The 825-nt window shown below is 45.5% G+C and carries 1 protein-coding gene; it reads right to left on the bottom strand.

The window, feature by feature from the left end:
- On the bottom strand, positions 1-825 hold an 825-nt coding region (locus tag A3766_RS26610; RefSeq protein ID WP_068643312.1), incomplete at both ends, for a beta-ketoacyl-ACP synthase III.

The raw sequence follows: 825 nt of genomic DNA, 5'->3' as shown, positions 1-825 counted from the left end.
CCGAAAGAGCAAAGTACACCATAATCACCGGTTTCGAGTTCTGATCGATGCTTATGAGATGCAATCACAGAACCGGCCGAGCTAGTATTCGCATATTCATCCAGTATAACAGGTGCCTCAGAAACCTCTGCTGCACGACCTAATACACGCTTGGCGATAAGCTGATTCATGCTTAAGTTAGCTTGATGGAGCCACATCTGTTTTAGGTGTTCAGCGCTAAGCTCGTTTTCCGCCAAGTGCTCATTGATCATTTTAGCAACGAGTGGAGATACCTCTTTGAATACTTTTCGCCCTTGCTGAACAAATAGCTTATCACTAAAGCCTTCACTGCCGGGAGCACAACGATTCAGGAATCCAAAATTATTACGAATATTATTGGAGAAGGTTGTCTTTAATTTTGCGCTGACAACTTCGAACGAGTCATCACAAGATACTGTGTCAGCTCTCTCTATCACGATTGCGGTACAGACATCACCAAAGATAAAGTGACTATCTCTATCACGAAAATTTAAATGCGCTGTGCAGATTTCCGGGTTTATTAACAATACAGCCCTGGCAGAACCGCACTGAACAGCATTGAGCGCAGCCTGAAGGCCAAATGTGGCCGATGAGCACGCCACATTCATATCATATGCGAAGCCTTCTACACCAAGTTGGCTTTGAACCTCAATTGAGACAGCTGGATAAGCGCGCTGTAGATTCGAGCAAGCGACGATGACGGCATCGATATCAGCGACGGTTTTGTTTGCATTTTTGAGCGCATCTTTGGCTGCTTTAACGGCCATTTCGCATAAGATACTAGGCTCGTCATTGGAGCGCTCAGGT

It is taken from the genome of Oleiphilus sp. HI0132 (assembly GCF_001635845.1).
The sequence above is the reverse complement of the archived record's forward strand: the minus strand, read 5'-3'. Positions and strand labels throughout refer to the sequence as shown.